The sequence below is a fragment of the Devosia sp. LjRoot16 genome (assembly GCF_964252795.1).
Classification (GTDB): Bacteria; Pseudomonadota; Alphaproteobacteria; order Rhizobiales; family Devosiaceae; genus Devosia_A.
In genome coordinates, this window is sequence record NZ_CAXUPH020000001.1 from 834747 (window position 1) to 860991 (window position 26245).

25 protein-coding genes are annotated in these 26245 nt (G+C 65.1%); 16 read left to right on the forward strand and 9 right to left on the reverse strand.

Going from position 1 to position 26245, the window contains the following annotated elements:
* The first annotated feature begins 253 nt into the window (after positions 1–253).
* The 5 genes from ACSQ23_RS03905 to ACSQ23_RS03925 are packed head-to-tail and all read left to right on the forward strand — an operon-like array spanning position 254 to position 4621.
* Entirely contained in the window at positions 254–1255 is a 1002-nt protein-coding gene (locus ACSQ23_RS03905) for a Gfo/Idh/MocA family protein (protein WP_436089778.1), read from the forward strand.
* Positions 1255–2022, forward strand: coding sequence for an SDR family NAD(P)-dependent oxidoreductase (locus ACSQ23_RS03910; protein ID WP_436089779.1), 768 nt, complete (start codon positions 1255–1257; stop codon positions 2020–2022). The genes ACSQ23_RS03905 and ACSQ23_RS03910 overlap by 1 nt, the downstream gene beginning before the upstream one ends.
* Before the next feature lie 11 nt (positions 2023–2033).
* Entirely contained in the window at positions 2034–2993 is a 960-nt protein-coding gene (locus ACSQ23_RS03915; RefSeq protein ID WP_436089780.1) for a Gfo/Idh/MocA family oxidoreductase, read from the forward strand.
* A gap of 3 nt (positions 2994–2996) precedes the next feature.
* Positions 2997–3782: an SDR family oxidoreductase gene (locus ACSQ23_RS03920; RefSeq protein WP_055872905.1), complete on the forward strand. Its 786-nt coding sequence runs from the start codon at positions 2997–2999 to the stop codon at positions 3780–3782.
* A gap of 20 nt (positions 3783–3802) precedes the next feature.
* Complete coding sequence (locus ACSQ23_RS03925; RefSeq protein ID WP_197420980.1) at positions 3803–4621, forward strand: HpcH/HpaI aldolase family protein; 819 nt, start codon at positions 3803–3805, stop codon at positions 4619–4621.
* 175 nt (positions 4622–4796) lie between these two features.
* On the opposite strand, the gene ACSQ23_RS03930 is transcribed toward ACSQ23_RS03925, so the two are convergent.
* The gene (locus ACSQ23_RS03930) at positions 4797–5792 is read right to left on the reverse strand and encodes a GntR family transcriptional regulator (protein WP_055872908.1); all 996 of its coding nucleotides are present in this window, start codon (positions 5790–5792) and stop codon (positions 4797–4799) included.
* Positions 5793–5956: 164 nt separating this feature from the next.
* Here ACSQ23_RS03930 and ACSQ23_RS03935 point away from each other — a divergent pair, with 164 nt between their 5' ends.
* Positions 5957–7129 carry an N-acetylglucosamine-6-phosphate deacetylase gene (locus ACSQ23_RS03935; protein ID WP_436089781.1) on the forward strand — a complete coding sequence of 391 codons (1173 nt, stop codon included), beginning with the start codon at positions 5957–5959 and terminating at the stop codon, positions 7127–7129.
* A 33-nt stretch (positions 7130–7162) separates the two neighbouring features.
* Entirely contained in the window at positions 7163–8278 is a 1116-nt protein-coding gene (locus ACSQ23_RS03940; protein ID WP_436089782.1) for a sialidase family protein, read from the forward strand.
* A gap of 162 nt (positions 8279–8440) precedes the next feature.
* Here ACSQ23_RS03940 and ACSQ23_RS03945 read toward each other — a convergent pair whose 3' ends face one another.
* The 3 genes from ACSQ23_RS03945 to ACSQ23_RS03955 all read right to left on the reverse strand — a co-directional run bounded on the left by ACSQ23_RS03945 (position 8441) and on the right by ACSQ23_RS03955 (position 12737).
* Positions 8441–10708: an MFS transporter gene (locus tag ACSQ23_RS03945; protein ID WP_436089783.1), complete on the reverse strand. Its 2268-nt coding sequence runs from the start codon at positions 10706–10708 to the stop codon at positions 8441–8443.
* A 157-nt stretch (positions 10709–10865) separates the two neighbouring features.
* The gene (locus tag ACSQ23_RS03950) at positions 10866–11942 is read right to left on the reverse strand and encodes a sialidase family protein (RefSeq protein WP_436089784.1); all 1077 of its coding nucleotides are present in this window, start codon (positions 11940–11942) and stop codon (positions 10866–10868) included.
* Between the two features lie 12 nt (positions 11943–11954).
* Entirely contained in the window at positions 11955–12737 is a 783-nt protein-coding gene (locus ACSQ23_RS03955) for a helix-turn-helix transcriptional regulator (protein WP_055872920.1), read from the reverse strand.
* Positions 12738–12882: 145 nt separating this feature from the next.
* Here ACSQ23_RS03955 and ACSQ23_RS03960 point away from each other — a divergent pair, with 145 nt between their 5' ends.
* Positions 12883–13647 (forward strand): phytanoyl-CoA dioxygenase family protein, encoded by a 765-nt coding sequence (locus ACSQ23_RS03960; RefSeq protein WP_055872923.1) that lies wholly within the window; start codon positions 12883–12885, stop codon positions 13645–13647.
* 357 nt (positions 13648–14004) lie between these two features.
* On the opposite strand, the gene ACSQ23_RS03965 is transcribed toward ACSQ23_RS03960, so the two are convergent.
* Entirely contained in the window at positions 14005–14499 is a 495-nt protein-coding gene (locus tag ACSQ23_RS03965; protein ID WP_436089785.1) for a GNAT family N-acetyltransferase, read from the reverse strand.
* 153 nt (positions 14500–14652) lie between these two features.
* Here ACSQ23_RS03965 and ACSQ23_RS03970 point away from each other — a divergent pair, with 153 nt between their 5' ends.
* A complete protein-coding gene (locus tag ACSQ23_RS03970; protein WP_055872929.1) occupies positions 14653–15927 on the forward strand; it encodes an O-acetylhomoserine aminocarboxypropyltransferase/cysteine synthase family protein in 1275 nt (424 codons plus the stop codon).
* 58 nt (positions 15928–15985) lie between these two features.
* Positions 15986–16459: a group III truncated hemoglobin gene (locus ACSQ23_RS03975; protein WP_055872932.1), complete on the forward strand. Its 474-nt coding sequence runs from the start codon at positions 15986–15988 to the stop codon at positions 16457–16459.
* A 67-nt stretch (positions 16460–16526) separates the two neighbouring features.
* On the opposite strand, the gene ACSQ23_RS03980 is transcribed toward ACSQ23_RS03975, so the two are convergent.
* The 3 genes from ACSQ23_RS03980 to ACSQ23_RS03990 all read right to left on the reverse strand — a co-directional run bounded on the left by ACSQ23_RS03980 (position 16527) and on the right by ACSQ23_RS03990 (position 20351).
* Positions 16527–17543, reverse strand: a complete 1017-nt coding sequence (locus ACSQ23_RS03980) for a hypothetical protein (RefSeq protein ID WP_436089786.1) — start codon at positions 17541–17543, stop codon at positions 16527–16529.
* A gap of 149 nt (positions 17544–17692) precedes the next feature.
* A complete protein-coding gene (locus ACSQ23_RS03985; protein WP_436089787.1) occupies positions 17693–18490 on the reverse strand; it encodes a phosphodiesterase in 798 nt (265 codons plus the stop codon).
* Between the two features lie 7 nt (positions 18491–18497).
* Positions 18498–20351 (reverse strand): polysaccharide biosynthesis protein, encoded by a 1854-nt coding sequence (locus ACSQ23_RS03990; protein ID WP_055998394.1) that lies wholly within the window; start codon positions 20349–20351, stop codon positions 18498–18500.
* Positions 20352–20479: 128 nt separating this feature from the next.
* On the opposite strand from ACSQ23_RS03990, the gene ACSQ23_RS03995 reads away from it, so the two are divergent.
* Genes ACSQ23_RS03995 through lptB form a run of 4 tightly spaced genes read left to right on the forward strand, consistent with a single transcriptional unit; the run spans position 20480 to position 22954 of the window.
* Positions 20480–21094 (forward strand): ribonuclease D, encoded by a 615-nt coding sequence (locus tag ACSQ23_RS03995; protein WP_055875847.1) that lies wholly within the window; start codon positions 20480–20482, stop codon positions 21092–21094.
* Positions 21094–21732: an LPS export ABC transporter periplasmic protein LptC gene (lptC, locus tag ACSQ23_RS04000; protein WP_436089788.1), complete on the forward strand. Its 639-nt coding sequence runs from the start codon at positions 21094–21096 to the stop codon at positions 21730–21732. The genes ACSQ23_RS03995 and lptC overlap by 1 nt, the downstream gene beginning before the upstream one ends.
* A complete protein-coding gene (gene lptA, locus ACSQ23_RS04005; RefSeq protein WP_055872949.1) occupies positions 21729–22190 on the forward strand; it encodes a lipopolysaccharide transport periplasmic protein LptA in 462 nt (153 codons plus the stop codon). The genes lptC and lptA overlap by 4 nt, the downstream gene beginning before the upstream one ends.
* Positions 22187–22954 (forward strand): LPS export ABC transporter ATP-binding protein, encoded by a 768-nt coding sequence (gene lptB / locus ACSQ23_RS04010; RefSeq protein WP_436089789.1) that lies wholly within the window; start codon positions 22187–22189, stop codon positions 22952–22954. The genes lptA and lptB overlap by 4 nt, the downstream gene beginning before the upstream one ends.
* Before the next feature lie 4 nt (positions 22955–22958).
* Here the strand turns inward: lptB and ACSQ23_RS04015 are convergent, their stop codons facing one another.
* Positions 22959–23717: an alpha/beta hydrolase family protein gene (locus tag ACSQ23_RS04015; RefSeq protein WP_436089790.1), complete on the reverse strand. Its 759-nt coding sequence runs from the start codon at positions 23715–23717 to the stop codon at positions 22959–22961.
* A 155-nt stretch (positions 23718–23872) separates the two neighbouring features.
* On the opposite strand from ACSQ23_RS04015, the gene rpoN reads away from it, so the two are divergent.
* The gene (gene rpoN / locus ACSQ23_RS04020; RefSeq protein WP_055998382.1) at positions 23873–25381 is read left to right on the forward strand and encodes an RNA polymerase factor sigma-54; all 1509 of its coding nucleotides are present in this window, start codon (positions 23873–23875) and stop codon (positions 25379–25381) included.
* Between the two features lie 258 nt (positions 25382–25639).
* Positions 25640–26209: a ribosome hibernation promotion factor gene (locus ACSQ23_RS04025; protein ID WP_436089791.1), complete on the forward strand. Its 570-nt coding sequence runs from the start codon at positions 25640–25642 to the stop codon at positions 26207–26209.
* The last annotated feature ends 36 nt before the right edge of the window (positions 26210–26245 follow it).

A 26245-nucleotide genomic window follows, 5' to 3' on the forward strand; every position in this document is an offset into this window, starting at 1 on the left:
TCGAATGCATCCCCCTGCATTGATCGGTTAAATATACCGTTAGCATGATAACATGCTTTTCTTGAAGTCAAGTGAGTCAAACAGTGCGTTCGACTGTGGTTCGTCTGGCGGAACCGCCGCATCGCGGATCATGGTGCGAGCTCAACGGCTTTCGACTTTTTGTGCAGCTGATGACCCTCAGCCGCGATTGACAGCATCAAATATGCCGTTAGCATAACAACATACTTGGTTATCGCGTGAGGGGGCGTCGTCGGTGAAGCGGGTGCTTATCGTGGGGAGCGGCGGCATCGGCCGGCGTCATCTCAAGGGCTACAGCCTGACCGGACGAGCCCAACTGGCGATCGTCGAACCGGACGCCGGGCGGCGCGATGAAGCCAAGGCGCTGTTCGGCATCACCGAGACCTATAGCGATATCGGCGAAGCGGATCTCAAAAGTTTCGACCTCGCGGTGATCTGTGCGCCGGCCAATTTTCACGTGGCGCTGATGCGGCGCTGTGCCGAAGCCGGGCTCAACTTCCTCGTCGAAAAACCGCTCTCGGTGACCATGGACGAGGTCGACGAAACGCTGGCGCTGGTCAAATCGAAGAACCTGGTGGCGCGGGTCGGCTATGTGCGGCGGGTCGCCGACGAAGTGGTGACGCTGCGCCAGCAGATCCTCGACGGCAGGATCGGCACGCTGCGGCTCGCCTATCTCAACTCTTCGCAGGAGTTCCCAAAGTACCGGCCGGACTTCCAGCGCACCTATTACGCCCGGCCGGAAATGGGTGGCGGCGCCATCCTCGATGCGGCGAGCCACCTCTTCGACATGCTGATCTGGCTGATGGGAAAGCCCACCGATGTCAGCTGCCTCTATGACCGGCTGGTGCTCGAGGGCACCAATACCGAGGACACCTGCCTCGTTTCCATCCGCTTTCAGAGCGGCGCCATGGCGAACGTCACCATCAACCAGTTCCAGAAGCCCAATATCGCGCGCTTCGAGTTCATCGGCACCAAGGGCAACCTGATGCTCGAGCATTCGACGCTGAAATTCGCCGACGACGACAGCGGCAAATGGCAGGACGAGCGCGACTTCATGCAGGGGCTGGTGCCGACCGAAGCGCATCAGGCGCGCTTCCGCATGCAGGCCGACGCCATGCTCGATGCGATCGAGGGCAAGCCCTGCTGGCTGGCAACGCTCGACGACGCGCGTGACAACCTACGGGTGGCGCTGGCCGCCAAGCAATCCTGGCTCGAAAAGCGGATCGTGAGGCTTTGATGCCTGGTTTTGGTGGCAAGACCATTCTGATGGCTGGCGGCGCGGGCTACCTGGCGCTGCCGGTGAGCAAGCTCCTCGCCGCTGAGGGCGCCAATGTGGTGCTGGCCGATATCAACCCGGAGCGGCTGGCGGCAGCCGAGGCCGAGCTCAAGGGGCTCGGCGGCGGGGTGCTGGCATTGCCGCTCGACATCGGTGACGAGGACTCGATCCTCAAAGCGGTGCGCGGCGCGGCGCAGGAGTTCGGCGCGCTGCATGGGGTGGTGAACGCCACGTTCGGCTCAACCGGCAAGCGCTTCGAAGAGCTGACCGCAGCGGATTTCGACCGCACCAACCGGCTGAACCTCACCGGCAGCTTCCTCCTCGCCCGCGAGGCAGCCAGGCATATGGGCCCTGGCGGCGCGATGGTGTTCTATGCCTCGATGTATGGCGTGGTGGCGCCGAACCCGGCGAACTACCCGGGCGACATGGCGCCCAACCCGATCGAGTACGGCGCCGGCAAGGCCGGGATGATCCAGATGGTGCGCTACATGGCCGGCCATTTCGGCCCGGCCGGTATCCGCGTCAACGCTGTGGCGCCCGGCCCCTACCCGCACCAGGCGACGCAGGACAATGCCGAGTTCATGGGGAACCTGGCGCGCCAGACCATGCTGGGCCGGATCGGTCGGCAGGACGAGATGGCCGGGCCGACGGCGTTCCTGTTGAGCGATGGCGCGAGCTACATCACCGGGCACTGCCTCAATGTCGATGGCGGCTGGACCGCCTGGTAGGGAATTTATCGATGAGCGTTCTGCCGATCACCCGGGATGAAATCCGTCTCGCCATGCTGGGCATGGTGGAGGGCAACGGGCACCCCTATTCCTGGAGCATCATCATCAATGGCAGCTACGACGCCAAGGCGCTCGCGGCCTGCCCCTACCCGGTGATCAAGGACTATATCGCGAAGCAACCGGTGGGGACGCTCGGCATCCCCGGCGCCAAGGTCACGCATGTGTGGACGGACGACCCCGCCGATGCCGTGCAGGTGGCCGCGGTGGCGCATATTCCCAACATCGCCAGCCGAGCCGAGGACGTGATCGGCGAGGTCGATGCGGTGCTGGTCGCCACCGACAAGGGGTTCGAGCATGTCGAGCGGGCCCGGCCGTTCATCGAGGCCGGCATCCCAGTGTTCATCGACAAGCCGCTTTGCGACAACCGGCTCGATCTCGCGACGTTTTCGAAATGGGTGGCCGAGGGCAAGCCGCTGATCAGCTCGTCGGCGATGCGCTTCGCCAAGGAATACGCGCCCTACCACCGCGCCACGCACGCGCTCGGGCAGTTGCGCCATGTCAGCGCCACCATGGCTAAGTCGTGGGAAGCTTACGGCATCCATGCGCTGGAGACGGTCTACCCGATTACCGGACCAGGCTACGTGTCGGTGCAGAATATCGGCGACGCGAATTCCAACATCGTCCACCTGCGTCACCGCGACGGCATCGAGGTGCTGCTGCAGGTGACCAAGGATATGGGCGGCGGCTTCGGCATGGTGACGCTGGCCGGCACCGCCGCCGGGCTGCAGCTCAAGTTCACCGACACCTATCATGCGTTCCGCACCCAGCTCGTCGGCTTCGTCGATTACCTCCGCACCGGCAAGCCGCCGGTGCCGTGGGAGGAGACGCGCGAACTGATGCAACTGGTGATCGCCGGCATCGAAAGCCGCGAACAGGGCGGGCGCCGCGTTTTCCTCAGCGAGATGGACTGAACCATGCAGGTACTGGAAAGCTTCTCGCTCAAAGGCAAGGTCGCCGTGGTCACCGGCGGCGCCGGGCTCTATGGCCGGCAGATCGTCGCGGCCCTGGCTGAGGCCGGAGCGCAGACCTTTATCGCGGCACGCGATCTCGCAAAGCTCGAAGTGGTGGCGGCTGAAGAGCGGGCTCGCGGCTTCGACGTTACGGCGCTGCAGCTCGACCTGTCGTCGGACGCCTCGATCGAAGCGCTGCATCGCGAGGTGATCGCCCGGGCCGGCCGCTGTGACGTTTTGGTCAACAACGCGGTGACCCGCTCGGCACTCGATGGCTGGGCACATGATCTCGATGCGTTCGACAGGAGCCTCCGCGTCAACGCCTCGGCGCTGTTCAAGATCACCGAGCTGTTCGGCCGCAATATGCGGGCGCAGAAATCCGGCTCGATCATCAATATCGGCTCGATGATGGGCATGGTCGGGGTCGAGATGGCCAACTACGAGGGCACCGACATGACGCCCAACCCCTCGCCGATCTACCACTACGAAAAGGGCGGCATGCTCAACTTCACCCGCTGGGCAGCGAGCATCCTCGGCGCCGACAATGTGCGGGTGAACTGCCTGTCGCCGGGCGGCTTCTTCAACAACCAGCCGGCGCCGTTCGTCAAAGCCTATAGCGCCCGCACGCAGCTCGGCCGCATGGCCAACGATACCGATTTGAAAGGCGTCATCGTCTTTCTCGCCTCGGACGCCTCGGCCTATGTCACCGGCACCAACATCCCGATCGATGGCGGCTATACCGCCAAATAACCCCTCCGGAGGAGATCACCTTGTCCCAGACGCAGCCTTACGCCGCGACGCCCCCGACGCGCTTCCGCATGCGGCCGAGCCGCGTGCTGCGCACCATCCGCGAGGGCAAGGTGGCCCGGGTGCTGAAGCTCAACATCGCCGACGCCAAGATCGCCGAGATTTTCGCCGCGGCGCAGCCGGATGCGCTGTGGCTGTGCATGGAGCACACCTCGGCGACGTGGGAGCAGGTGGAAAACCAGATCCGCGCCGCCAAGCTCTATGACGTCGACACGCTGCTGCGCGTGTCGCGCGGCAGCTACAGCGACTATATCCGCGGCTATGAGATGGACGCGACCGGGCTGATCGTGCCGCACGTGATGAATGCCGATGACGCCCGCAAGGTGCGCGACATCACCAAGTTCGCGCCGCTCGGCAAGCGCGCCGTCGATGGCGGCAACAACGATGCGCAGTTCACCCGGGTCGGCTTTCTCGACTACCTCAAGACCGCCAACGAAGAGCGCTTCGCCTGCTACCAGATCGAGGATCCGGAAGCGATGGAGCACCTCGAGGCGATCGCCGAGATGGATGGGGTCGATTGCCTGTTCTTCGGCCCCGGCGACTATTCGGTGGCGAGCGGTATCCCGGGTGAGATCCAGCACGACGAGATCAAGGCGGTGCGCCGGCGCGTCGCCGAAGTGGCGCGCAAATACGGCAAGATCGCCGCGACGGTCACTAACCGCGAGCTGATCGGCGAGTATGTCGACATGGGGTACAACCTGCTGTCGGTCGGCGCCGACGTGATCGCGCTGGCGAACTATGCCGATGAGTCGATGGCGGCGTTTGATAAGGCGCTGGGGTAAGGCCTCGGCTGGTGCGCGCTGACTGAAGCGCCGGTGCGAGCTGACCCCCACCCCTGTCCCCTCCCCGCAAGGGGGAGGGAGACCCTCACACCGGCATCTCAGTTTGCGTCTCCCTCCCCCTTGCGGGGAGGGATTAAGGGTGGGGGTCAGCCCGCGCCGGCGCTCCAGAAACACTCTACGGGTGAAACGTCGCCGGCATGCTCATCACCTGCTTGCCGGGTTTGCGGTCTTCGAGGTTGGCGTAGATATCGGCCAGCACCTGCTGCATCCAGGCGGCGGAGTCGACGTTGAAGCTCGGGCCGTCATTGTCGAGCGAATAGCGATAGGCCTTGGTCGGCTTGGTCGCCTTGGCGGCGATCACCGGCACCCAGCTATGGTGCATGTAGCCGCAGACGATATCAGGCTTGTAGCTCTTCAATACCGCCTCGAGCTCGGCCGTGTCGTTCTGGCCGGTCTCCTGGTTCACCGAGATGACGCGCAGCTCCTGCTCGGTGGTGGTCGAGGCATTGGCCCGCCTGATGCTGGCGAGGCGCGAGGCCTGCTCGCTCGAGGTGATGGTGGTGTTGAGGTAGAGATACTTCAGCTTTTTGCCGTCGTTTTGCCGGAACATCTCCATGAAGGCCGGCTCGAAATCGATGCGATAGGCGTGGTAGGGCAGCTCCTCGATGACGAGGTCCATGATCGCCACCTGTGCCGAGGTTTCGGGCAACTTGTCGATCTCGGTTTCCGGGGTAATGCCGGCGAGCACCACCACATCGAGCGCGTCCCACACATGGGTAGGCATCGACTTGTGGGTGAAGCTGCCGAGGATGAACTCGTGGCCATCGGAGACCACGGCCTTTTCCAGCGCCACCACCAGCTTGGTGTAGAACTCGTTGTTGAAGATGCCGCCGCCGACGATGTCGCGGTTGTAGAAGAAGCCGATGCGATGATGCGCTTCGGTCCACGGCGTTTCGACGAGGAAGGAGCCCTTGCCCACCTGGCGACGGATGATCCCCTCGGCTTCGAGATCCTTCAGCGTCTTGATCACGGTGATCAGCGAGAATTCGCAGAACTTCACGATCTCGTTCTGCGACTCGATCTTGTCCCCGGCTTTGAGGCCGTTGGTTTTCCAGCGCCGGAACAGCATGTCTCTGAGCTGCAAGTGGCGTGGCGACAGGTCAATACTCAAGCCAGGTCTTCCCGTGACAGGTGATTGCCGAAGTTTGCTTCGGCGACATATAGCACCACGCCCGCCCTGCCGATCACAGAGGCGCTTTGCGGCGCCATGTTTCCCCTTGAATTCGCATGTTAGGTGGTTATCATGACAATATACTACGAGCATGGATTCTGCAAGTGAAGCAAAGATGGCGTAACGCCACGCTGGTGACCCCGGGCGGAGAAATCGGGCAGGATCTGTTGATCGAGAATGGCCGGTTCACCGGCATCGTCAGCCGGGACAGCGCGACCGGCGCCGACTGGCAGGATGTCGAGGCCAGCGGCAAGCTGCTGTTCCCCGGCATTATCGACCTGTTGCAGCACGGCATGGACGTCTACCTCTACAACGACACCCTGCCTGGTTGCGTGTCGGACAACTCGACGCTGCTGCTGTCGCGCGGCGTGACCGGGTTCCTGCCGTCGATCAGCTGCCTGCCGCCCGAGAACATGGAACCGACGCTGACGCGCCTCGCGGCCGAGACCGAGAAGGCCACCGGCGCGCGCGCCATCGGCATCCATAGCGAAGGCCCGGTCTTCGCCTCGCCTGGCGCGCACAACCCGCGCAACCTGCAAAAGCCGAGCATCGAACTGGCCGAGCGGATGCTGGCGGCCAGTAACGGCCGGCTGAAGGCGGTGACGCTGGCGCCGGAACTGCCGGGTGCCCAAGCCTTCATCAAGCGGCTGAAGCAGCACGGGGTGAGCATCCATCTCGGCCACAGCCAGGCCGTGCCTGATGACGTGGCGCGCTATGTGTCCTGGGGCATCGATGCGGTGACCCACATGTACAACGTGATGCGCCAGCCGGAGCCCGGCAATATGGGGCTGCACGTCCTGTCGCTCACCGACGCGCTGCTGGCTGAACCGGGCTTGGCGCTGGGGTTGATTTGCGACGGCATCCACGTCTCGCCCAAGCTGATGAAGATCCTGGCGCAATTGCCGGTCGACCGGGTGTTCCTCGAGACCGATGCCAACAAATATGCCGGCGCCGAGGACATGGAGTTCGAGTTCTACCCGGGGCAATGGGTACGAAGTGCTCGAGGCAAGGCGGTGGTCGATCGCAATGGGGGGCTCTGCGGCTCGTCGCTGACCCCGGACGAGGCGATGCGCAACTACGTGAGGCTGGTCGGGGCTGACCTCGTTCGCACCGCCCACGCCACCAGCCTGGTGCCGGCCAGGGTGCTGGGGATGGAAAAGGATATCGGCTCTATCGAGGTGGGTAAGCTCGCGGACTTCGCTGTGCTGGACCCCGCCACCCTCGAGATCGAAGCGACGGTGGTGGGCGGCGAGATGCTGTTCAGGCGCGCCGCGTAGCGAGTTGGCGCAGCGGCTTCGGGGGGATGGCCAATGCAAATCGTCGCATCAGGACTCTTGGGCAAGGCGGAGCCGGAGACGGATCGGGCCAACCTGACCTTTCCGTCGGTCACCGCGCTGGCGGATGGCTCGCTGCTGGCGACGCTCAGGGCCGGCGACGAGAAGGATTCGCCCAAGGAGCGGATCGCCTTTTATCGCTCCACCGATAACGGGCTCAGCTGGTCGGCGCCGAGTTATCCGTTCGAGCCGCCCGCGGTGCGCGGCACCGGCGGGACGCTGAAGCTCTGCTACATCACCGAACTTGCCCCCAACCGGCTGCTGGCCGCCGCGATGTGGGTCGATCGGACGACGTATCCTGGCAAGCCTTTGTTCAATGCCGAGACCGAGGGTTGCCTGCCGATGGTGATCCTCCTCGCCACTTCCAACGATAACGGCGCGAGCTGGACGGCCTGGCGCGAGGTGCCGATGCCCGAGGAGATTGGGCCCGCCAGCCTCACCAGCCCGCTGATGCGGCTTTCCGACGGGCGGCTGGCGATGAGCATCGAGACCAACAAGAGCTATCTCGATCGTTCGAAATGGCTGCAGCGGGCGGTGTTCTTCCATTCCGCCGACGAGGGCCGGAGCTGGAGCGGACCGGTGACGGTGGCCGAGGATCCGACCGGCCGCATCTTCAACTGGGACCTTCGCTGTGCGGTGGCGCCGGATGGCCGGGTTGGCTCGTTCGCCTGGACCTATGACACCGAGACGGCGAGCTATCTCAATATCCACCGTCGCATCAGCACCGATGGGGGAATGAGCTGGAGTGCGGCCGAAGATCTCGGCTTTGCCGACCAGGCGGCGCGACCGGCAGTCCTCACCGATGGCCGGGTGGTGCTGGCCTGGGTCGATCGCTTCGGGTCGCAGTCGATCCGCGCACGGGTGGCCCAGAGCATCGATGCGCCGTTCGCGGCGGTGAGCGAGGTCGAGGTCTATGCGCATGCCAGGGCGCAGGCGGCGAGCAGCGATACTGGCGACATGCTGGCCAGCATGGATGTGTGGAGTTTTGGCCTGCCCTCGGCGACGGCCCTGCCGGATGGGGACGTGCTGGTGGTGTATTACGCGGGGGAACCCAAGGCGTTGGATGTGCGGTGGGCGAAGCTGCGGGTTTAGCTGCGTCGCTGAAGCGCTGGTGCGGGCTGACCCCCACCCCTGTCCCCTCCCCCTAAGAATGGGGAGGGAGACGATAGCCTCGATGTCGGTGTGAGGGTCTCCCTCCCCCTGTTTTAGGGGGAGGGGACAGGGGTGGGGGTCAGCCCGCACCGGCCGCAGGAGCTACCCCGCCAACACCGGCCGCATGGCCAACGCCAGCAAGATCAGCAGCGCGCGGTGCGGTTGCTCGATGTCGCGGGTGCCGTCCATCAGCTTGAGCACGATGCCAGCTTCGGGGTGGCCGCTGCGCTCGATATAGGGGCGGAGGTCCTGCAGGGCGCGGAAGGCGGTGCCGGTGCTGCCCGAGCTCAGCGCCGCGGCGGCCTGCAGCAACAGGCGGGAGTGCTCCGCATTGGAGCGCTTGCGCAGGTCGTCGCTGAGGCGGCCGAACAGGCCCGGCAGGCGGTAGCCGAGGACCTTTTCCTCGTGCCGCCACTCGCGCGAAAAGCTCTCTTCCCAGTCGAGGATCTTGGCCAAGGCCAGGAGCACCACCTTGCTGCGCGGCTCGCCCACCATGCTCACTGCATCGCCGGCCAGTTCGCGATAGACCTGCAGCAGGCCATCGACGCTCTGGCTGTCGCGGAATTTGCCGAGTGCCGAGACCGCCGCCAGCCGGGCGTCGATCTCGGGATCCTCTGCCAGCATCTGGCGAATGCGCGGCAACTGCTTCACATCCCGGATGTCGCCGAGGGTGCGGGCGGCGCGGGCGCGGAGGAGCGGGTTGGGACTGTCGAGGAAGCGGGCGATGGCCTCGCCGCTTTGCGTCGCCTTGATACGGCCGAGCGAGTTGAGGGCCGCATATTGCAGCTCGACCAGCCCGTCATAGGCGAGCATGGATTCGAGCGCCCGCACCACCACGGGACTCGGCGGCAGGTGGCCGAGCGACTGGATCGCTTCATGCCGAACATCGAACGAGGGATCGCTCAACGCGGCGATCAGTTCCTCCTTCACCAGCGCGCTGCGAGTCTTGCCGAAGCCATAGGCGAGGTCGCGGCGGCGCTCCTCGGAGGTCAGCGCGCCATAGCGGTGGATGCCCCAGAGCGCGCTGAGCGGCCGGCCGCGGCCGAACTGTCCGAGGAAATCGCGCACCCCGGTCGCCCCCTCTTCCTTCAGCAAGGCGAAGGTGATGGCCGAGACCACCACCATCATGGCGCTGAGCGCGAACAGGGTTTCGAAATTGCCCAGTGTCACGCCTGAGATGACGATGGTGTTGCTGGCGAGCAGCTCGAGCAGCCAGCCGGCAAGGAAGGCGGCGCCGCCGCCGATCAGGCCATCGGTCATATAGGCGAGCGTCATGTAGCTCTCCTTTTTGGCCGGCGGCACGTAGTTGAGCATGTAGATGCCGCCCACCGAGATGGCGCTCTGGAACAGCATGCCGAAGACGAAGAAGATCAGCCCGACGATGAAAATCGTGCCGGGCGTATCCCTGGTGACGAACATCAGCCCAATCAGCATCGCCACCTGCAACGCCTGCAGCGTGACACGGATGGCGCGGGTGCCGTAGCGATCGACGAACCAGCCCGAGGCGACACTGCCGAGCGCCGCGCCCACCGGGATGAACGCCGCCATCAGGACGATCTGGCCCGAGGAGATGCCGAGCCGCTCGCGGAAGAACAACAGGATGAAGAGGTTGATGACGGTGTAGACGAGGAACTGCGTGCCCGAGGAGACGAGATAGAGCAGGAAATTGCCATCGCGCAGCGGCACCCGCATGGCGCGGATGGCATCGAAGCCGCGGGCTGAACCGGGGCGCGGCTTGCCGCCGCCGAGCCCGAACAGGGTCGACGCGGCGATGACGCCTAACAGCAACCCGATAGCGAAGACCGGAAAGAAGCGCTCGATGCCCTGCTGGCCATCAAGCCAGAGCTGCACCAGGACCGAACCCACCAGTGCCACCGGCAGGTAGGCGAGTGCGATGCCGCCGGTCAACCGGCCGCGGATGAAGCTCGGCATATATTCCTGCGACCACGGCCAGATCGCTGTTTCGGCGAGGGTACGGAAGATCGAAAAGCCCAGCATGGCCGCGAACAGCACCCAGAACACCATGTCCGGGTTGCCCTGGAACATCGGCGCCACGAGGATCAGCGACAGGCAGAGATAGCGGGTGAGCGAGGCATAACCCGCCACCCGGCGATGGCCGAAGGCCATGACGATGGGCAGGAACACCACCGCGATGACCTGCACGAACGGCATGATGCCGCCGATCAGCCCGATGCGGTCCTTGGGGACGCCCAGCTCGGCAGCGAACAGCGCCAGCGGCGAGGTGACGGTGCAGAGCAGCGCCGCGGCGGTGATGATGTTGAAGGCGTAGAGATAGGGGATGCGGCGGATCTTGTCGAAATCCGACTGCTCCTCATACTCGGCAACGCCGATACCTTCCGCCCGCGACACGATACCCTGTCCTCCCATCGGCTCGCCCGTTCGCGACCTCGTTCTGGATCGCTTCACGGGTGAGTTGAACCACTGTGATCGCCCCACCTGCGATGACAGCCGGTGGGTTGGTCAACCGTTGAGCCCAACCAGCTCCTCCGGTTCAGAAAAGACTCGATCAGAGCGCGATCCGATAGCCCTTGATCACATACTGGCTCTGCTCGAAACTCCAGCAGGCGGCGTAGATTTCCCCGTTCTGCAAGCGCAGCAGCGAGGGCTGGCCGAACTTCAGGCTGCCGAACTGCTTCTTGATGTCGGCGGAGTCGCTGCCCATGGCAGCATCGGCGAAGAGGTTGAGCTCCTCCTCCACCTTGAAGCCGCCATTGAGGTCGACGCGACGAACAATCAGCCCGACCGGCGCCTCGCGGTGCGAATGGATGGTCAGCGCCTTGCCACCGCCGAGCGATAAGAGGTTCGAGGCCTGGCCGCGGACGCCGGTGTCGATCGCCGGCGCGAAGGTCTCGCCGCCATCGCTGGAGAGGGCGATGTGGTTGGTGAGGTTGGCGCCGGCGGAATTGTCATAGGCCCAGAAGATCACCGCGGCGCGGCCGCCGCCGAGATCGGCGATGCGGCTCTCCCAGGTCGAGACGTTGCCGGCCGGCGAACGATAGAACTCGGAGAGCTTGCGCCAGCTCCTGCCGTTGTCGTCGCTGGCGATGATCCAGCCGGCATGGCCATCCTTGCCGAGATGGAACGGCGCGGTGGCGGCGATGATGCGACCCGAGGCGAGCTGGATGGCGGGACCGGAGAGCTCGAGCGGCTGGCCTTCGATGTCGAAATAGGCCGGAACGCTCCAGCTGCGCCCACCATCGCTGGAGGTGCTGGTCTTGTTGCGCAGGGTCAGCAGCTTGAAGGTATCGGGGTCGACCACCGGGGTCAGCGGGGTCGGGCGGACGAACACATAGCCGGTGGCGAGGAGCGAACCATCGCTGAGCAGCAGCGGCTTGAAGCTCTCGGATTCTTCCGGGCGCACTTCGTGGTCGGTGAGCCGCACCGGAGCGGACCAGGTGCGGCCATTGTCGGCGCTGCGGCTCACATAGGCGCGGGCATCGGCGGCGTCGAAAGCCTGACCGATGGTGAAGATGGCGACCAGTTCGCCATCGGCCAGCTGCACGATGCCCGGAAAGGTCGCCTGGCGGCTGACCAGCAGCGGGTCGGGGTTGGCGTAGATGGTGATCTCTTCAAGACGCTGCATCGAAAACTCCGGTCAGGCGAAAGGGTTGGACCAGTGGCGATACTGGCCTGGGGTCTTGCCGCGCCGCTTCCTGAACGCCGCGGCGAGCGTGGCTGCATGGCCGTAGCCGACCTCGGCGGCGATGGTGGCCAGCGACTTGTCGGTCGAAACCAAGAGCTCCTCGCTGCGGGTGAGACGCAGTTCCCTGAGGTGCTCTCCCGCGGACGTATGCCGGGCCTTGCGATGCATGGCGCGCAAAGCACTCTCGGAGATGCCGAGCAAGGCCGCCACGTCGGCGAGAGTGCGCATGCGATGAAGGTTCTGTCCGGCCTGGGTCCAGGCGATGGTCAGCCGGTCCTCGTCGGCAGTCGGGATGTCGGGTGCGCCGGTGAGTTCGAACCCGTCGAGCAGGCTCAGCAGCAGCCGTTTGCGCCGCGGCAGCTCGTCGGGGCGGTTGCGGCGGGCGAGGTGCATGGCGAGGCGGATGAGGTTCTGCAGGTGCAGCGCCTCGTCCGGGTTGGGCAGCGCATAGCCCGGCCCCACAGGCTTTTCGGGCATCGCGAAGTGGCAGATCGAGGCGGTGGCGAAGGCACCAAGTGTTGCACCCTGAAACTGGGTGCCCGGCAGGATCAGCACGCCTGATGGAGCCACCAGCTCGAGTTTGGCCTCGAGCTCTGGAAACGTAATGGCGACGCGCCCCTCGTGCACCCAGAACAGATCGTGGAACGGCCATTGCACGGGTCCGATCGGCATGCGGCGGTTGATCCGACCGAAGCGGTGGTCGCGCAGCTCGAGCTGATCGGTGTCACAGGACATGGCGCCTCGCCAGTGCCGGGTGACGGCGGCAATCGGATTTCCTAACGTGCTGCCGAACCTCGGCAATGACGGGACGCCGGCGTTGGCCTTTCATCAGGTAAGGCCGCATCGGCCCTGAGGAGAGGAGCCTAGGATGAGTGCTGCAATGAGCATTCCGCACAGCCAGCTGAAGGCAGATTTCGACCGGGACGGCTTCATCGCCTTCCGGCCATTGTTCGATGCCGCGCGCATGGCCGAGATCAACCGCGAGCTCGACCGGTTCCTGATCGAATGCGTGCCGAAGATGTCGGAGACCGAGGTCTATTACGAGGACAAGGCCAACCGCTCGACGGTCAAGCAGATGATGTACCTGGAAAAGTACGACAGCTACTTCAAGACGCTGCTCTCGGACGGGGTGATCAAGGAGCTGGCCGAGACGGTGCTGGGCGAGGCGGCGGTCGCGCAGAACATGGAATATTTCAACAAGCCGCCCGGGATCGGCAAGCAGACCCCGCCGCACCAGGACGGCTACTATTTCAAGATCGCGCCGCCCAAGGCGATCACCGGCTGGCTGGCGCTGGAGCCGGTCGACGACGAGAACGGGTGCCTGCAATATGTGCGTGGTTCGCATGCCTTCGAGGGCTGGCGTCCGCATGGGCGCTCCGAGATCCTCGGCTTCTCGCAGGGGATCACCGATTTCGGCACCGAGCACGATGTCGCCAATACCGCAGCGCAGCCGGGGCCGGCCGGGATGCTGTTGATGCACGACTGCAAGACGGTGCACTGGGCCAGCCCCAACCGATCGCCGACCCGCTCGCGCCGGGCGCTGGGCTTTGTGTATTTCGGGGTGAGCGCCAAGACCGACGAAGAAATGAAGCGGGCCTACCAGGCCAAGCTCGACGCCGAACTGAAGGCCGCCAACAAGATCTGACGGCTCGGCCGGATGGTGCGGCTCAAACCGTGCCATCCGCTCCGTCCTGCGCGCCTCGATCGCCAACCTCTGCCCGGTTGTACGCAACCGCCCCTCCGCACCGCATCGGTGCAGAGTATGTTACTATAATAACATGGTTATGCGGTCAAACGGCGCTGGATCATGATGGCCACCGCCAGCCATCAGCCGAGGTGGCTTCCGTTATCCGGCGCGGCGACGGCGCTTGGCCGTCCTGTGCTCTCGATGTTGCCACCCACACGGAGCGGCACCTCCCCCTCGACGGGGGAGGTGGGCGCCGGTGCCAGGTGCGAGACTGAGCCAACTCCCACCCGAGCGCATCGTGAAATGCCGCACGCCTCACACGTCGAAGCCCGGCGCGAATTTGAGTTCGCCGCGCGGCGGCGGGCCGGACAGCACGAGCCGCTGCACGAAGCGGCGATCGAGATCGCCATAGGCCAATAGCCCGTCGCTCTCGAAGCCGACGCGTCCGTAGATATCGGGGTTGCCGATCAGCGCCACACCGGCAGCGCCCTGTTGGCGCAACAGCTCGAGCCCGCGAGCGATCAGCGCCTTGCCGATGCCCTGGCGTTGCCGGTCGGCCCGCACAGCAATCGGCCCGAGCCCGAACCAGCCGCCATGCACGCCATCGATGGTAACCGGCGAGAAGGCGATGTGCCCGACGATCGTGCCGTCGTCCTCGGCGACCAGCGACAGCGTCAGGTCGCCGGCGGCGCGCAGCGCCCGGATGATCGGCGCTTCGGTGCCGCTGCTGAACGGCATCGGCTCGAACGCCAAGCGGGTCAGCTGATGGATCGCCGTGTCGTCGGCAGGGCGTTCGTTCCGGATTTGCACGTTGGCCTCGATGGTTGAAGGGGAGCGATATTTCCCACTGCGCGCAAATCACGCAATCCCCATCCGTTCGGACGGGGTCCCTGCCCCATCCGGCCATGTTACGGATATAGGTCCACCGGTTCGCCGGGGGTTCATTGCTTGAAAGGACAATAAGTGAAGCTCGAATCCATCGCGCTCCATCATGGCTACAAGGCGGAGGAAACCACTAAAGCGGCGGCGGTCCCGATCTATCAGACCACGTCATACGTCTTCGACAACACCCAGCACGGCGCCGACCTGTTCAACCTGGCGGTGCCCGGCAACATCTATACCCGCATCATGAACCCGACGACGGCAGTGCTCGAACAGCGCGTCGCCGAGATGGAAGGCGGCATTGCCGGCCTTTGCGTCGCTTCGGGCATGGCCGCCATCACCTATTCGATCCAGGCGATCGCCGGCGTCGGCGATAACATCGTTTCGATCAGCCAGCTTTATGGCGGCACCTATAACCTGTTCATGCACTCGTTCCCGCGCCAGGGCATCGAGGTGCGGATGGCCGACCAGGCCGATTTCGAGGGGCTGGAAAAGCTCATCGACAGCAAAACCAAGGCAGTGTTCTGCGAGTCGATCGGCAATCCGGCCGGCAACATCGTCGATATCCAGCGGCTGGCAGAGATCGCGCATCGCCACGGTGTGCCAGTCATCGTCGATAACACGGTGGCGACGCCCTATCTCTGCAAGCCGTTCGAGTTCGGCGCCGACATCGTGGTGCACGCGCTCACCAAATATATCGGCGGGCACGGCAACTCGATCGGCGGCATCATCGTCGACTCGGGCAAGTTCGACTGGGTGAAGCACAAGGACCGCTTCGCGATCCTCAACGAGCCCGACCCGTCCTATCACGGCGTGGTCTATACCGAGGCGCTTGGGCCGGCGGCCTATATCGGGCGCTGCCGGGTGGTGCCGCTGCGCAATACCGGCGCGGCTTTGTCGCCGCACAACGCCTTTCTGTTCCTGCAAGGCCTCGAAACGCTCGGGCTTCGGATGGAGCGGCATTGCGAGAATGCCGAAAAGCTCGCCGCCTGGCTGAAGCAGCACCCCAAGATCAACTGGGTGAACTACGCCCAGCTGCCGGACAGCAAGTACAATGCGACGGCCAAGAAGATCACCAAGGGCAAGGCGTCGGGCATTATCAGCTTCGGCATCAAGGGCGGCGCCGTCGCCGGCGGCCAGTTCATCGACGCGCTGCAGATGATCCTTCGGCTGGTGAATATCGGCGATGCCAAGTCGCTGGCCTGTCATCCGGCATCGACCACACACCGCCAGCTCGGCCCCGAGGAACTGGCCAAGGCTGGTGTCTCGGAAGACCTGGTCCGCATCTCGGTCGGCATCGAGCACATCGACGACATCATCGCCGATGTCGAACAGGCGCTCGCAAAGGTCGCCTGAGCTAACTACATAGGTCGCCGGCGCGCACGATGCGCCGGCGGCTCCGAAAGGCCATGACGTGACTGCTCCCGAAGGCCCCCGCCTCCACCCGACCGGCCGCTTGATCCCAGCCGAGCTCGACGACGCCATGGTGACCGCGGTGGTCGAACAGTTTTATGGCCGGGCGCGGCGCGACGAGGTGATCGGGCCGGTGTTCAACCGGGTGATCCCCGAGGCCGAGTGGCCGGCGCATCTCAAAACCATCGCCGATTTCTGGAGCTCGATGCTGCTGGGCAGTGGCCGCTATTACGGCCGCCCGATGCCCAAGCACATTGCCATCCCCGAACTCTCCGACCGGCATTTCGCGCGCTGGCTGAAGCTGTTCCGCGAGACGGCGGAAGAACTCTGTCCGCCCGAGGTCGCGGCGCTGTTCGTCGAGCGGGCCGAGCGTATCGGCTACAACTTTCGCCTCCGCATCGCGCAGTTCCGCGGCCAGGACCTCGAAGCGGTGAAACCGATCCGGGCCGGCGACGAGGCACCCGAACAGGCCTGACGCCCGCCGGCTTGTGCAAAAGCCCCGCGCCGTGGCGCGGGGCTCGATGGCTATGACCGATAACGGCTCAGGCGCCGAAGAAGGTCGAGGGCAGCATGCCGATCAGGGTGGCGAAGGAACGGACCACTTCGAGCGGCACGTTGGTGCCCGAGAGGCTGCCGGAGGCCTCCACCTTCATCGGGGTGGTGATCTTTTCGCCATCGACGGTGACGGTGACATTGTTGGAATTCTTCATGATGATGTTGCCGGTGATGCCGTCGACCGAGGCGAACAGGTCGGCGTTCTCGTCGGTGGTGGCGAACAGCGCGTCGTCGCCGACCAGTTCGGTGGAGGGCAGCGTCAAGGTCAGGTCGTACTGGGTCTGGCCTTCGACACCGGGCGTATCGGTGAACGGCATGTTGCCCTTCAGCTCATAGACCTTGCCGTTGCAATCGGCCGACAGCGACATGAACCAGGAATAGGTCTGGTAGGCAAAGACCATGTTGCCAGACCAGGTGCAGCCCTTGTCGGACGGCAGGCCGGCCGAGGGGATGAACAAGCGGTTGAGATCGACAGTGTCGACGGCATTGTTGATCGGACCGGTATTGTCACCGGTGATTTTCTTCAGCACCGACTGGGTGAGCCCGGCCGCGCCGCTCGAGGAGAGCTCGGGCTTCAAGTTCAGCGAGCCGCCGAACTGCTTGGTGTCGGGCGCCACCTTGCCGACGGCGAGGTAGTTGATCGACAGCGTCCGCGCGTCGGTGCTGCCGTCGGCGGTGACGGTGTACTGGCCCAGATACTGGGTGCGCGGCAGTGCCTGCTTGTTGGACGGGTTGATGATCGAGCCATTGCCGCCGATGGCGCAGGCCTTGTCGTTGCGCACGATCAAGAGCTCAGTGCGGCCGGCAGTGCAATCGACGGTGATGTTGGTCACCACCTGGGCGTCGGAAAGCGTGACGGCGAAATGATCCTGCTTGGAGGTATCCTTCAGCGTCGGCATGTCGGCAATGGTGGCGAAGCTGACCACTGCCGGAGGCGGCGTCTGCGCGGCTGCGCCGGCGACGAGGCCAAGCAATGCGAAGCCGGCGAGTGCAATTCGTTTCATGGCAATTCTCCCTAGGATTCACCGGGGCTCGGAGCCGAGCGCGAAACCGGCGGAGCCCCAAGCCCGCCGCCCGCGTTGATCATCAACAAGTGCTCAGTAGCACTTGAATGCCTGATGAATGATGCAGTCAGCTGCCGCTTAGCTGGCGCTCAGAAGAACGGCAGCGGGCCTTCGCCCGGGTTGATCGGCACGTGATGAGTGACCACCCCGGAATCCGCTCGCCAGTGGTGCAGCAGCAGCGCTGGTGACTCGACGAACGAGGCGGGTTCGGCTCCGGGCGCGAGGCGCAGGGCGATGGCTGTGGTGGTGCTTGGGGCGATCTGCAGCAGGCTGCCACCGAAGCGCCGCGACATGTGACGGTGGACATGGCCGCAGAGCACGCGCTCCACCGCCGGGTAGCGCGCGATGATGGCCGCCAGCCGCTCGCCGCCAAAGCAGCGATAGGTGTCGATAAAGCCGATGCCGGTTTCGATGGGCGGCTGGTGCAGCATGATCAGCGTCGGCCGCTCCGGTTCGGCCGCGAGCGCCGCCTCCAGCCACGCAGTCGTCGCCGCGTCGAAATCACCGTGATGCTGGCCCGGCACACTGATATCGAGGCCGATGACACGGACCGGCCCGTGACGGCCGACAGCAAAATGCAGCGGGCCGGTGGCGGGCACGTAGCCCCGGTCGGCGAAGGCGGCGCGGAAAGCTTCGCGCTCGTCGTGATTGCCCGGGATGGCCAGCACGGGCTGCCGGATGCCGGCGAGCAGGCGCCGGGCCAGCTGGTACTCCGCGGCTGCGGCGTGCTCGGTGACGTCGCCGGTCAGCAGCACCAGGTCGGGGGCGGGATCGAGCGTCGCCAGCCGCTCAATGGCAGCCTCGAACATGGCGTTGGAATCGACCAGCCCCTGATAGAGCGTGCCGGGGGCGCAGAGGTGCGGGTCGGAGAGCTGCGCGATCAGCACCGCCGGCTCAGACTTTCACGTAGTCGAACAGCACGCGGCGCAGCTCGGCTTCGTCTTCGGCTTTCAGCGCAGCATCGAGCGCCGTGAGGGCGGGCAACAGGTCGTTGGTCTGGCGGGCGCCCGGTGGCGAGCGGAGGATCTTCGGCTGCGCGGTGCGCAGCGCGTTGGCCGGATCGAAGAACAGCTCTTCGGCCAGCTTCTCGCCCGGCCGCGCGCCGGTCTCGCGGATGGCGATGTCACCGGTGGGGTTGTCGTCGGATTTCACCGACAGGCCGGCCAGCCGGATCATGTTCTCGGCGAGATCGCGGATGCGTACCGGCTCGCCCATCTCGAGCAGGAAGATGTCACCACCCTCGGCCATGGCGCCGGCCTGGACGATCAGCTCGGCCGCCTCGTGGATCGACATGAAGTAGCGGGTCATGCGGCTGTCGGTGAGGGTCACCGGGCCGCCGGCGGCGATCTGCTCGCGAAACAGCGGCACCACCGAGCCGTTGGAGCCGAGCACGTTGCCAAAACGCACCGAGCAGTAGCGCATACCGCTGCCCTTGCCGTAGTGGCGGACGATCAGTTCAGCCCAGCGCTTGGTCGCCCCCATGACGCTCGACGGCCGCACTGCCTTGTCGGACGAAATCAGGACAAAGCGCTGTACGCCCGCCGCGACCGCCGCTTCCACCAGGATGCGGGTGCCCAGAACATTGTTGCGCACGCCCTCCAGCGCGTTGGCCTCGACCAGTGGCACATGCTTGTGCGCTGCGGCATGGAAGATCACTTCGACGCCCTGCCCCTCGAGCGTGCGGCGGAGCAGCGCGGCGTCGGCGATCGAGCCGAGCACCGGGACGATCTCGACCTCAGCCAGGGTGCGCAGGTGCCGGTCGATCTCGTAGAGCGCGAACTCGTTGGCCTCGAGCAGCACCAGCTTCCTGGGCGCGTGCTGGACGATGAGCCGGGTGAGCTCCGAGCCGATCGAGCCGCCAGCGCCGGTAACGAGGATCACCCGACCGCCAAGGATTTCGCCCATCAGCTCGGGATCGGCGGGCACGGCGGAGCGGCCGAGCAGATCGTCGATATCTATCTCGCGCAGCTGGCTGATCAGGTACTTGCCGGAGACCAGGTCGGCAATCGCCGGCAGCGCCCGGATCTTGACGGGGTGGTGGCTGAGCTCGGTGACAATCTGGGCGCGTCGGGTGGCGTCGGCGGAGGGAATCGAGAGGATCACCTCGCTGACACCGCGGTTGCTGATCAGCTCACCGAGCCTGGTCGGCGGGTCGACGCGGATGCCGGCGACATCGCGACCCCAGAGGCTTTGGTCATCATCGACGAAGGCGACGACGGAGCTGGCGCGATGCGCACGCAGCGCTTCGGCAAGCTGCGTGCCGGCGGAACCGGCGCCATAAATCACCACCCCGCCGCCATGGCGGAGGTTGCGCTCAGGCAGCCAGAGCAGTGCCTTGGCGAGGAAGCGCGAGCCGGCGACGATGACGGTGCCGAAGATGAAGTAGAACAGCGGCACGGTGCGCGGGAAGGTCGCCAGCCGCGTCGCCTCGGCGAGAAACAGCGCGAACACCCAGAGCAGGGTTGCCAGCATCATCGCCTGGATAATGGTCCACAGCGCCCGCTCCGGCAGGTAGCGGATCACGGCGCGATACAGCCCCATCCGGATGAACACCGGCACGGCGAGGATCGGCGCCAGCAGCATCAGCAGGATGTGCGACATGGTGGGCGTGAAGGTGCCGCCCAGGCGGATAGCAAAGCTCAGCCACAGCACGCCGAGCAGCGCGAGCATGTCGAAGCCGATCAGAATGGCTTGCTTCCAGCGACGCGGCAGTCCGCTCAGTCCGTCGCGGACCTTGTTCAACGTCATAAAGTAACCCACCCGCCGCGAGCCGCGTGGCCTGCGGCCGCCCCGGGTTTTGTAACGATGCCGCCCGGTCTTTCCAACGCCTTTATGCTATGGCATCACAGCCCAAATCGCCGAACCAGGATTTCGACATGACGATCAGACTGCATCGGGGCGACCTGCCCGACCTCCAGCGCTATGGCCGGGAGGTGGCGATCGATACCGAAACCATGGGCCTCGATCCGCGGCGTGACCGGCTCTGCGTGGTGCAGCTCTCCCCCGGTGACGGCAGCGCCGACGTGGTGCAAATCCCGCAGGATCTGAAGGACGCGCCGAACCTCACGAAGCTCCTGAGTGACCCCGGGGTCACCAAGATTTTCCACTATGCGCGCTTCGACATGGCCGTGCTGAAGCACCGCTTCGGTATCGTCACCGGCCCGGTTTACTGCACCAAGATCGCCAGTAAGCTGGTGCGCACCTACACCGATCGGCACGGCCTCAAGGACCTGGCGCGCGAGCTGCTCAACATCGACATGTCCAAGCAGCAGCAGAGCTCGGACTGGGGCGCCGAAAAGATCTCCGAAGCGCAGCTCGACTATGCCGCATCGGACGTCCTCTACCTCCACGACCTGAAGCGCCACCTCGATCGGATGCTCAGGCGCGAGGGCCGGACCGAACTGGCCCAGGCCTGCTTCGAGTTCCTCAAGCACCGGATCGACCTCGACCTGATGGGCTGGGACGAGACCGACATCTTCGCGCATAGCTGATGGCGTCGCTGGCCACCCCGATCGACGATCGCGCCGCGCTCTACGCGCGACTCAATCGTCGTAACCGGCTGGTCAGCCTGTTGCGCTGGCTGGTGCCAGCCGGCGGGGTGCTGGTGTTCGTGGTGCTCTTGGCGATGATCGTCATCGACAATCTGGGGCAGCGCTTCGGCTACTCCAATATCAGGATCGATCGGGACAACCTGGTGGTGGAAACGCCACGACTCACCTCCACCGGCGATGACGGCACGCTTTACGCGCTGTCGGCGCGGGCGGCGAAGGTGGCGCCGACACAGAACGACCTGATCGACATGGAGGACGCAGTGTTCACCATGACCCCGCCGGAGGGCGCGGCGATGCAGGCGGAAGCGGCGGCAGCACAGTTCCAGACCAATGACCAGTTGCTGAACGTGCCGGGGATCGCCCATGTCACCAGTTCAGAGGGGCTCGATGGCACGCTCGAAGCGGTGTTCGCCGACCTGATGAACTGGAAGATGGTGGCGAGCGGCAACGTCGACATCACCATGCCCAGCGGCTCGCACATCGTCTCCGATGGCATGACCTATGATCGCGAAACCGGTATCTACACCTTCAAGAACGCCAAGGTGACGCTGGTCTCGACCCCGGGGGAAACCGAATGAAGTTTTGTGCTGCCCTCGCTATTGCCTTGACCACCCTGTTGGCCATGGCGCTGCCGGCGGCCGCGGCCGAGCCGGTGAACGTCGCCGCCGACGATTTCACCATTGACCAGAACAACAACAACGCCACCTTCACCGGCAACGTCACGATCACCCGGACCGGATTGAAGCTCTGGGCCGACAAGGTGGTGGTGGTCTATGGCAGCGGTGGGCAAAGCGACATCGACGGCCTCACCGCCACCGGCAATGTGCGGATCAAGACCGACAGCCAGGACGCCACCGGGGCCAAGGCGACATTCGATCCGGACACCCTGATCCTGAGGCTCAGCGGCAATGTCACGGTGGTCAACGCGCAGGGCAAGCTGAACGGGCCGGAGCTGACCATCAACCTCAAGACCAACAGCTCGGTGTTCAAGGGCAATGCCGGAGGCCGGGTGACCGGCGTCTTCACCCCGCAATGAACGAAGCGGCGACAGTGACGGCCAGGACCCCGGTCGACCAATCCGGCTGGCTGGTGGCGCATGGGCTCAACAAAAGTTTCGGCAAGCGGACGGTGGTCGAGAACATCAGCCTCGCGGTGCGACGCGGCGAGGCGGTTGGCCTGCTTGGGCCGAACGGCGCCGGCAAGACCACCGTCTTCACCATGATCATGGGGCTGGTGAAGCCGGACAAGGGCAAGATCCTGGTCGACGGGCGACCGATCACCAACCTGCCGCTGTTCCAGCGCGGGCGGCTCGGCATCGGCTACCTGCCGCAGGAGAGCTCGATCTTTCGCGGCCTCAGCGTCGAGGGCAACATCCTCGCGGTGCTCGAGGGGCACGTGCCAAGGAAAGCCGACCGGCTGGCGCGGCTCAATGAGCTGCTGGCGGAGTTCGGCATCGCCCATATCGCCAAGTCCAATGCGCTGGCGCTGTCGGGCGGCGAACGACGGCGCGTCGAAATCGCCCGGGCGGTCGCCACCGACCCCCTGTTCATGTTGCTCGACGAGCCGTTCGCCGGCGTCGACCCGATCGCGGTCAGCGAAGTCAAGATGCTGGTCAGGCACCTCACCCGCCGCGGCATCGGGGTGCTGATCACCGACCATTCGGTGCGCGAGACGTTGTCGCTAGTCGACCGCGCCTATGTGATCCACGAGGGCCATGTGATGATCCAGGGCAAGCCCGAGGTGATCGCCGCCGACCCCGAGGCGCGGCGCGTGTATCTGGGCGATACGTTCGAGGTCTGACTGGTCAAGCGAGGTTTCGCTCGAAGAAGTCGATCAGGTGCTCGTGGTGTTCGTTCTCAGCGTCGCTACCCGGCAGGTGATCCTGGCCTTCGTACAGATGCACTTCCGGGCTGCGGCCGTGGCGATGCAGACGGTCGGCCAGACGCCGCGTCATCTCCACCGACCATACCCGGTCGGCGGTGCCGTGGCTGAGGAACAGCGGCCCGGGGTAGCGCTCGATCTCGATCGGCGTGGTCGGCAGCAGCCCGTCCGACGAGCCCTTCCAGCTCCAGGCACGGTGGCCCGGATCCCAAGGCTGCCAGCCGGGATCACCGGCGTCGCGCCATGAACGGCTGTCGAAGCTGCCGCAGATCACATCGGGCGGGCTGTGGGCGGCAATGGCGTCGGGCATGCCCCGGTCCCCGTCACGCGCCATCAGCGCGGCAAGCAGCAGGGCGTGCTCGGCACCGCGCGAGACGCCATAGAGGCCAAGCCTCGGCCCGGCCGGAGCGAAGCCGCGCAGCGCCGCCAGTGCCTCGACGGTGCGGTCGAGCGGCACATCGATGATGTTGCCGGCGTTCCAGGCGTTGCCACCCTTCGAGTAGCCGAAGGGGAAGGCAAGGAAGCCATGCGCGGCGAGGATCGCGGCGTTGCGGTGGCTCCAGCCCGACCACGGGCCCTCCGAACCGTGGAGCAGGAGGACAGCCGGAAATGGTCCTTCACCCGGCGGTCCATAGGTCGTGCCCCAATCCGGCAGCAGCCGTCTGACGATCTTGAGTGGCACCGGACTCTCCTTATGGCTCACCATCGACTACCGCCGGCTCGGATACAACCGGAAGGCAGGAAATGCGTTTGGCCACTCTTGGCACGGTTCTTGCCCTTACCTCGCCAATCATGCATGGATGGCGTTGGAAGCCTCTCTTACGTGGAAACGCGCGCATGGCCTTGTCGCCACGGCTTGAGGTTCGTCAGAGCCAGGGCCTGACGCTCACGCCGCAACTCATGCAGTCGATCCGGCTGCTGCAACTCAGCCACCTCGAGCTCAACAGCTTCGTCGAGGCGGAGTTGCTGCGCAATCCGCTGCTCGAGCGCGAGGACGGGGCGGAACCGGCCGACGAGGCGGCGGAAGCGCCGGAGCGCCCAGCCGAACTGAACGCTGCCGAGGACACGGTCGACTATTCCGATCGCATCCAGTCGGCGGACTCGATCGCCAATGGCTACGATACCGAAGTCGAGAACGTCTTCCCCGACCAGTCGGCGCCGGAGCGGCTGACCGACTCGACACAGTGGAACGAGCGGAGCGGCGGTGACGGCGAGGCGGCCGATATCGACCAGTTCGTCGCCGCGCGACCGACGCTCTCCGACCACCTTGCCGCGCAGGCCGGGCTGATCACCGCCGATCCGGCGGAACGGCTGATCGCGCAGTTCCTGATCGACAGCCTCAGCGAGGCGGGCTACCTCGCGGTCGAGCTCGAAACCGTCGCCGAGCAGCTCGGCGCTCCCGTCGAAACCATCGAAGCGGTGCTGTTGAAGCTGCAGGGGTGCGACCCGGTTGGGGTGTTCGCCCGGGATGTGCGCGAGTGCCTGGCGCTGCAACTGCGCGAGAAGGACAGGCTCGATCCGCTGATGCTGCGGCTGCTCGACAATCTCGAGCTGGTGGCTCAGCACGACCTCGCCGCCCTCGCCCGCGCCGTGAGCGCCGATCGCGAGGATTTGCTCGACATGCTGGCCGAGCTGCGCCAGCTCGACCCCAGGCCTGGGCGCGCCTTCGAGGCAGGGCCGGTGGAATCGGTGGTGCCGGATGTGTTCGTGCGGCCGGGGCCCGGCGGCGAGTGGCAGATCGAGCTCAATGCCGACGTGCTGCCGCGGGTGCTGGTCAACCGCACCTATTATGCCTCGGTGACCAAGAAGACCCGCGACACCACGGAAAAGAGCTTCCTGACCGATTGTCTCGCCACCGCCAACTGGCTGGCCAAAAGCCTCGACCAGCGGGCGCAGACCATCCTCAAGGTCACCGCCGAGATCGTCAAACAGCAGGACGGCTTTCTCGTCCACGGCATCACGCATCTGAGGCCAATGACGCTGAAAGCGGTCGCCGACGCCATCGAGATGCACGAGTCGACGGTAAGCCGGGTCACCTCGAACAAATACGTGTCGACGCCGCGCGGGCTGTTCGAGATGAAGTACTTTTTCACCACGGCGCTCGGCTCATCGACCGGCGAGGGCGACCATTCCGCTGAGGCAGTGCGCCACCGCATCAAGCAGATCATCGATGCCGAGCAGCCGGCCGATATCCTCTCCGACGACACCATCGCCGAGATGCTGCAGAAGGAACGCGGGATCGAAGTGGCGCGCCGCACCGTGGCGAAATACCGCGAGGGGATGAACATCCCCTCCTCGGTGATCCGGCGCCGCCAGAAGCGCGCTTTGGTCGCGGCGGGACGATAGCGCGTCGGCACTGCCGCTGTCGACACCTCGCATTTGAACCCAATCGGGTTCCGCGCATTGCCCCTTGGGAGGGGTCGGTCTAGACTCCCCTCACCGGGGTGACCACATCTCATGGTGGCGGCCGCTCCGGCCGGCTACACGAGCATTTCACCGTTTGCTGAAGCGTTGAAATGCTCAGGCTTTGATTTGGTCGCGCTTTCGAACCGGAAAAGTCTCAGAACTTTTCCTGAAAGCGCTCTAGCGAGAAAGAGGACCTCCATGACACTGCGCGTCTCAGGAAAGAACATGGATGTCGGCGATGCGCTGCGTATCAGGGCGCAGGGCCATTTCGACACGGTGGTGAAGAAGTACTTCGACGGCAACTACACCGGCCACCTCACCCTCGAACCGGAAGGCTCGGGGTTCAACGCCCAGTGCATGGTGCACCTCGATTCCGGCGCCGTGCTGCAGTCGAGTTCGTATGGCGGCGACGCGATGTCGGCCTACCAGGGCATGGCTGACACCATCGAGAAGCGCCTCAGGCGCTACAACCGCAAGCTCAAGGCGCACCGCCGCCATGCCAATGGCACTGACGAGGAAGCGCCATCCTACGTGCTCGCCGCGCCCAGCGAGGATGACGAGCTGCGGGAGGACTACTCGCCGCCGGTGATCGCCGAGGCGACCTCGAGCCTGAGGCAGATGTCTGTGGGCGAAGCGGTGATGCAGCTTGATTTGACCCAGGCGGAAGTGGTCGTATTCCGGCATGCTGGACATGGTGGCCTAAATGTGGTCTACCGCCGCGCCGACGGCAATATTGGCTGGATCGATCCGGCCCTCAGGCCGAACTAGGGCTCCGGAAAAGCTTGCTCTTTCCGCATCCACGAT

Bases quoted from the DNA above. Each gene is read 5' to 3' on its own strand.
- ACSQ23_RS03995 (WP_055875847.1), top strand. From the start codon at position 20,480: ATGACGATCAGACTGCATCGGGGCGACCTGCCCGACCTCCAGCGCTAT.
- ACSQ23_RS03940 (WP_436089782.1), top strand. From the start codon at position 7,163: ATGCAAATCGTCGCATCAGGACTCTTGGGCAAGGCGGAGCCGGAGACG.
- ACSQ23_RS03910 (WP_436089779.1), top strand. From the start codon at position 1,255: ATGCCTGGTTTTGGTGGCAAGACCATTCTGATGGCTGGCGGCGCGGGC.
- lptC (WP_436089788.1), top strand. From the start codon at position 21,094: ATGGCGTCGCTGGCCACCCCGATCGACGATCGCGCCGCGCTCTACGCG.
- ACSQ23_RS03980 (WP_436089786.1), bottom strand. From the start codon at position 17,543: ATGAAACGAATTGCACTCGCCGGCTTCGCATTGCTTGGCCTCGTCGCC.
- rpoN (WP_055998382.1), top strand. From the start codon at position 23,873: ATGGCCTTGTCGCCACGGCTTGAGGTTCGTCAGAGCCAGGGCCTGACG.
- ACSQ23_RS04025 (WP_436089791.1), top strand. From the start codon at position 25,640: ATGACACTGCGCGTCTCAGGAAAGAACATGGATGTCGGCGATGCGCTG.
- ACSQ23_RS03920 (WP_055872905.1), top strand. From the start codon at position 2,997: ATGCAGGTACTGGAAAGCTTCTCGCTCAAAGGCAAGGTCGCCGTGGTC.
- ACSQ23_RS03955 (WP_055872920.1), bottom strand. From the start codon at position 12,737: ATGTCCTGTGACACCGATCAGCTCGAGCTGCGCGACCACCGCTTCGGT.
- lptA (WP_055872949.1), top strand. From the start codon at position 21,729: ATGAAGTTTTGTGCTGCCCTCGCTATTGCCTTGACCACCCTGTTGGCC.
- ACSQ23_RS03950 (WP_436089784.1), bottom strand. From the start codon at position 11,942: ATGCAGCGTCTTGAAGAGATCACCATCTACGCCAACCCCGACCCGCTG.
- ACSQ23_RS03960 (WP_055872923.1), top strand. From the start codon at position 12,883: ATGAGCATTCCGCACAGCCAGCTGAAGGCAGATTTCGACCGGGACGGC.
- ACSQ23_RS03915 (WP_436089780.1), top strand. From the start codon at position 2,034: ATGAGCGTTCTGCCGATCACCCGGGATGAAATCCGTCTCGCCATGCTG.
- lptB (WP_436089789.1), top strand. From the start codon at position 22,187: ATGAACGAAGCGGCGACAGTGACGGCCAGGACCCCGGTCGACCAATCC.
- ACSQ23_RS03990 (WP_055998394.1), bottom strand. From the start codon at position 20,351: ATGACGTTGAACAAGGTCCGCGACGGACTGAGCGGACTGCCGCGTCGC.